Source organism: Streptomyces europaeiscabiei (assembly GCF_001550375.1).
Classification (GTDB): Bacteria; Actinomycetota; Actinomycetes; order Streptomycetales; family Streptomycetaceae; genus Streptomyces; species Streptomyces europaeiscabiei.
Map to the genome: position 1 here is coordinate 1 of NZ_LRTR01000672.1, position 5,714 is coordinate 5,714.

Below are 5,714 nucleotides of genomic sequence, written 5' to 3' on the forward strand. Positions count from 1 at the left end.
CGGCCAGCCCGGCCGCGGTGGGGTGCGCCGCGGCGTCCAGCTCCCCGTCCTCGACCGTACGGGAGACCAGGCCCCACCGTTCGGCGTCGTCCCCGGTCAGGACCCGGTTGGTGAGGATCAGGTCCGCCGCCTGTCGGGGGCCGACCAGGCGCGGCAGGAACCAGGAGGCCCCGCAGTCCGGCGTGAGCCCGACGTCCGTGTACGCCAGCCGGAACCGCGCCGACCGGGCCGCCAAGGCGATGTCCCCCACGAGGGCGAGCCCGACCCCGCCGCCCGCGGCGGCGCCGCGCACGGCGGTCACCACCGGCACCGGCAGTGCGTGCAGGGCCCGTATCGCGGCGTGGGCGGCCGTCGCCACGGCATGCACATAGGCGCTCGTGCCGTCGCCGAGACCGGCGAAGGCGCGCAGGTCACCGCCGACGCAGAAGGTGCCGCCCGTCGCCCGCAGCAGGACCGCGCCGCCCGGATCCGCCGCCACCTGGGCCGTCGTGTCGCGCAGTGCCTCGGCCGTCGCCAGATCCAGGGCGTTGCCCCGCCGGGGATCGTCCAGCCGTACCTCGACGACTCCGTCGGGGTGGCGGACGACCCGGACCGGCTCGGGACTCACGGAGTTGCTCATGGGACATGTCTCCTGTCGTCTTCCCGTCGCCGGGTTCTCTCGGCAAGATACTAAAGACGCTATACAGTTTCTAGACGCGACGGGACCCGATGCCCGTACGCCCTTCCGCGGGAGGTCCCGTGTCCATCCAGTTCGACGTCGATCCGACGGTCGCCCAACTTGCCGCGTCCACGTCCGCGTTCGTGCACGACGTGGTGATCCCCGCCGAACGCGCGTGCGGCGGGTCCGTCCACGAGGCCCCCGAGGACCTGCGGCAGACCCTGCAGAAAGGCGCCCGTGAGGCGGGCGTGTTCGCCCCGCACGTGCCGACCCGGTGGGGCGGACACGGACTCGACCTGCGGGGGCAGGCGGTGGTGTTCGAAGCCGCGGGCTACTCCCTCCTCGGGCCCCTGGCACTGAACTGCGCGGCCCCGGACGAGGGCAACATGCACCTGCTGGAGAAGGTGGCCACCGAGGACCAGAAGGAGCGCTGTCTTCGCCCGCTCGCTGCGGGCGAGGTGCGGTCCTGCTTCGCCATGACCGAACCGGCACCGGGAGCCGGCGCCGACCCCCGCTCCCTGCGGACCACCGCGACCCGGATTCCCGGCGGATGGCGCATCGACGGGCGCAAGTGGTTCATCAGCGGGGCGCGGGGCGCCGGCTTCGCGATCGTCATGGCCCGCACCTCCGGCAACCCCGGCGACCCGGGCGGCGCCACCATGTTCCTGGTCGACGCGGGCGCCCCCGGCATGACCATCGTCCGGGACATCGAGACCCTCGACGAGGCACTCTTCGCCGGGCACAGCGAGATCGTCTTCGACGGCTGCGTCGTGGGGGAGGACCAGGTGCTCGGCGAGGTCGGCCAGGGTTTCGCGGGTGCCCAGGTCCGGCTCGGCCCCGCCCGGATGACGCACTGCATGCGCTGGCTGGGAGCCGCGCGGCGCGCCCAGGACGTCGCGCTGGAACGGGCGGGCAGCCGCATGGCGTTCGGCTCCGTCCTGGGGGACCTCGGCATGGTCCAGCAGATGCTGGCCGACTCCGAGATCGACATCGAGGCGAGCCGCGCCCTGATCCTGCGCACCGCTTGGGAGCTGGACACCGGTTCCGCCGAAGCCGCGCAACTCACCTCGGTGTCCAAGACCTTCGTGGCGGAGGCCGTGAACCGGGTGGTCGACCGGGCGGTGCAGATCTGCGGAGCACTCGGCATCTCGGCCGCCGACGCCCCGCTGGCCCGTCTGCTCAGGGAGGTGCGCCCCTTCCGGATCTACGACGGCCCGTCGGAGACGCACCGTTTCGCCATCGCGCGACGCGCCCTGCGGCCGTACCGACGGCCGGACGCGGGTGCCACCGGCTCATGACGGCGACGTCGACGCCGGACGTCAGCCGCGACCGTTGTGCGCGTCGCGTGCGGCGGTGACGCGCGCCGCGGCGGCGGTCAGCTGCTGCTTCGTGAGGTGCGGCAGGGGGTCGCCCGTGACGGAATCCACCAGCTGCCGAGCCGTTCGGTGCAGCTTGGTGTTGGTGTTCTGGGACGTCATCACCAGGGCTTGCCAAGCCTCCTCGGGAGAGAGCGTGAAGACGGCCATGACGATGCCGCGTGCGAGATCGATGGTGTCCCGGGTCTGCATGGCCCGCCGCAACTGCACGACCTCGACACGCGGATCGGGCTCGGGGTCGCCCGGCTGTGACGTGGGCGGCTCGGCGTCGGCCGCGCCGCCCTCCTGGCCCGAGGTGTCGGGCGAGGTGAACAGCGACAGGGTGTCGGTGAGGGTGAGGAGTCGTTCGGCCGCCGGGCTGATCTCGCGGATGACGGCCGTCTTGGCATGGTCCAGGGCCTGTCGGCGGATGCTCAGCAGGGTGTTGAGTCCGGAGCAGCCGCAGAACTCGACGCTGCTGAGGTCCAGGTCGATGCCGTGATCGGAGCGGGTCAGCGCCGAACGCAACGACCGGTGCAGCTGCTGATCCGTGGCGAGTTCAAGGTCGCCGCACACCGTGACGACCATCCGGTGACCGTCGGGGCGGCTGTGGATCGTGAGGCTCGGCAGACGCTGTGCATCGGCGAGCCCGGCGGCTCTCGCGCGGCCGTCGACCTCGCTGATCCCGGACTGTGATGGCTCCCGCATGGCCGTCTCCCCGGTGGCGTGCGCGCGGCGGTCCTCCGGAACCAGGTTTCACCCTCACATCGACATACGTCAAGAGATGCAGGAACTCTGATTCAGGTATTTATAAGCGTGAACCAGTGGGCGTAAGATCTGGTCCATGGTTGGAGCACCCGAACCCCATGCGGGGTGGACGTTCATCACGAGCCATGCGCGGGTACTGGCCGCCATTGCCGAAGACCAGACCGTGCGCGTGCGTGACATCGCCGCCCGCTGCAGACTCACGGAGCGTGCCGTCCAGAAGATCATTTCCGATCTGGAACAGAGCGGTTTCCTGTCCCACACGCGCGAAGGGCGCGGCAACACGTACCGGATCGCGCCGGGCACGGTGCTCCGTCACCCTGCGGAGGCCGGGCTCACCGTGGCTGCTCTGCTCACTCTGCTCGCCCGCGTCGACACCCGTCGTGCCGCGTCGCCCGAGGGTGGTCGTCCTGCCGACGAGGAAGCCTGAGTACTCCGGAGCGCCGTGATCGACGCAGCCGGACAGCGGTGCGCCGGGAGGCGAGAGCCGACGGCCCCTGTGCTTCCCACCCGGATACCGGCGGGGCGGAGCGGGGGCGGCGCACAGGGCGTACGCCGTTCCTTGAGCCGGTCCTGCCGACGTGCGGTACCACCTTGGGCGGCGGCGGCCCACGCTCACCGTGTGCGTGGCTCGTCGCTCCCGGCCGGTGTCACCCGGCGATGTGCCGCTGGATCCAGTCGGCGGCGGTCCGGCGGAAGAGCCTTCGGCTGTCCGCGCGGAGGAAGTCGTGGCCCTCGTCGCGCAGCATCAGCAGTTCGGCCTCCAGGCCGCGCTCGCGGGCCGCGCGTACGAACTGCTCGGACTCGCCGAGCGGCACATTCGTGTCGTGTTCCCCGTGGACCGCGAGGACAGGAACGCGCAGGGCGTCGACGCGGGTCATCGGGGAGAGCGCGCGCAGCAGCTCACGGTCGATCTCCGGGTGGCCGTACTTGTGCGCGGCCGATTCCGCGATCCACGGCTCGGTCCCGGCGTAGAAGGTCGCGAAGTCGGACATGCCGCACGCCGCGACACCGGTGCGGAAGAGGTCCGGGTGCCACACCAGTGAGGCCATCACCAGATAGCCGCCGTACGAGCGGCCCATGACGGCCAACCGCCGCGGATCGGCGAGACCGGCCACGACGACGTGGGCCGCGCAGTCGGCGACATCCTCGATCGCGGCGAACCGTCCCGTGGCGAGGTCGGCGTCGACGAACGAGCGGCCGTGCCCCGACGAGCCCCGCACATCGGGAGCGAAGACATCGAGCCCCCGTCCCAGCAGCTCGTGGTAGAGCGGATTGAACACCGGACGTTCCTGCTCCTCCGGCCCGCCGTGCAGATGGAGCACGCAGGGCGCCTGCACGCCGGGGGCCCGGCCCGGCGCCCTGTAGTACCAGCCGTTCAGCGGCAGCCCGTCGCGTGCCGTCAGCCGCAGTGGTACGGGGCGCACGGGCGGACGGCCGGGCGGGACGGCGTCCTCGTCACGGGACGACCACTTCGTCCGGCTCGCGGTGCCGCCGGAGAACCACCACACCCCCGGGCGGCGCTGCGAGCCGGACAGGGCCAGCACCAGTCCCGTCCGGCCGCCGACCTGCGGGATACGCGTCACCACCTCGTGCGGCAGCGACACCGTCTGCCGCGAACCCACCCGCGCGTCCCCGGCGGATGCCGCAGCGACGGCGGTGACCTCCAGCTCCGTGGCTCCGCGCACGTTCCAGGCCAGCGCCGCGGTGCGCCCGTCGCGGCCCAATGCCAGCAGTTCCAGTCCGCAGTCCGCGCGCTGCGCGGCGACGGCCAGCCCCAGCCGCTCCCCTCCGGGATCGAGGCGGACGGCGAACAGCGCGGCGAACTCGCGTGCCGCGTCGCTGCGCAGCCACAGCGTCGTGGCATCCGGGGAGAACCGGCCGATCCACGGATCACCGTCGGCGACCGGCAGGGCGAAGGTGGTCCGCAGATCGGTCGTACGGACGACGAGCGCTTCGCGGCGGCCGCGCGGCCCCCGGCGCAGAAGTGCCAGCCCTCCGTCCCGGCTGATGTCGCACACGCGCAAGGTGGCGGCGCCGCGTTCGACGGCCAGCAGTGCGGGGGCGGCCACGCCCAAAGGATCGACGAGGTAGGCGGCCAGCCCTCCGCCGGCAGTCGCCTGCGGGGCCGTCCCGCGGACTTCGCCTGCGGGGGCCCGAGTGCCCCGCACACCACCACTGACCTCGTCTTTCGCCTCGGTGCGTGCCCTGTCCGGCACATGTGACGGCCCGGCCCCGTCCACGTCCACGTCCGTCGGATCCTGGGCGGTCCCGTCGTCCTTCCCCGTCGGGACGTCCCGGGCATGGGCGGCGGGACCGGCGTCGCCGTAGTGCGGGCCGCCCAGCAGCACGGCCCGGCCGTCCCGGGCGGCCCAGCCCGACGGACGGCGGGCGGTGTAGGTGTGCGGATCGGCGAGACCCGGCTCCGCGGGAGCGGTCCGCTCCTCCGTCTCGGCCTCGCCCGGCGTGAGAACCGGCTCCGCGACGGTGACGGCGACGGCCGACCCGTCGTGCTGCCAGCAGCCCAGGTACGCGGAGCTGCCGGGCTCGGCACCGGCGAGGACGCGGCGTCCGGTTCCATCGGGGCGTACGCACAGCACCCGCGTGTGTTCCCCGCCTCCCGGGGCGGTCGTGTAGGCGATCCAGCGACCGTCGGGCGACCAGGCCACCTCTTTGACCGGGTGGGGATCGGAGTCCAGCAGATGGACCTCATGTCCGCCGACCGGGCCGCTCCACAGCTGCGGCACCCCGCCGCGGTCGCAGATGAACGCGACGTACCTGCCGCTCGGGTCCACCGACGGATACCAGCAGCCATGGGACCTCAGCGGCTGCGGTGTGTCCAGCGGCCCCGCGGTGTCGGGCAGCGAGACCGGTGCCGGAGCCGTGGAGGCCGCCGTCGGGGTGATGGCCGACACGGCGCGACCGCCGACCGCCCC

At 72.8% G+C, this 5,714-nt stretch carries 5 protein-coding genes; 2 read left to right on the plus strand and 3 right to left on the minus strand.

Annotated features, from left to right (window positions below):
* Positions 1 to 619: enoyl-CoA hydratase/isomerase family protein (locus AWZ10_RS33010; protein ID WP_060892825.1), on the minus strand; the 619-nt coding region annotated here is incomplete at its 3' end.
* A 119-nt stretch (positions 620 to 738) separates the two neighbouring features.
* On the opposite strand from AWZ10_RS33010, the gene AWZ10_RS33015 reads away from it, so the two are divergent.
* Entirely contained in the window at positions 739 to 1,956 is a 1,218-nt protein-coding gene (locus AWZ10_RS33015) for an acyl-CoA dehydrogenase family protein (protein WP_046702565.1), read from the plus strand.
* Between the two features lie 21 nt (positions 1,957 to 1,977).
* Here the strand turns inward: AWZ10_RS33015 and AWZ10_RS33020 are convergent, their stop codons facing one another.
* The gene (locus AWZ10_RS33020; RefSeq protein WP_046702566.1) at positions 1,978 to 2,721 is read right to left on the minus strand and encodes an ANTAR domain-containing protein; all 744 of its coding nucleotides are present in this window, start codon (positions 2,719 to 2,721) and stop codon (positions 1,978 to 1,980) included.
* Between the two features lie 136 nt (positions 2,722 to 2,857).
* Between AWZ10_RS33020 and AWZ10_RS33025 the strand changes: the two genes are divergently transcribed.
* On the plus strand, positions 2,858 to 3,208 hold the full coding sequence (locus AWZ10_RS33025) for a MarR family transcriptional regulator (protein ID WP_046702567.1): 351 nt from the start codon (positions 2,858 to 2,860) through the stop codon (positions 3,206 to 3,208).
* A 220-nt stretch (positions 3,209 to 3,428) separates the two neighbouring features.
* Here AWZ10_RS33025 and AWZ10_RS33030 read toward each other — a convergent pair whose 3' ends face one another.
* A complete protein-coding gene (locus tag AWZ10_RS33030) occupies positions 3,429 to 5,693 on the minus strand; it encodes a prolyl oligopeptidase family serine peptidase (RefSeq protein WP_079104535.1) in 2,265 nt (754 codons plus the stop codon).
* Between the last annotated feature and the right edge of the window lie 21 nt (positions 5,694 to 5,714).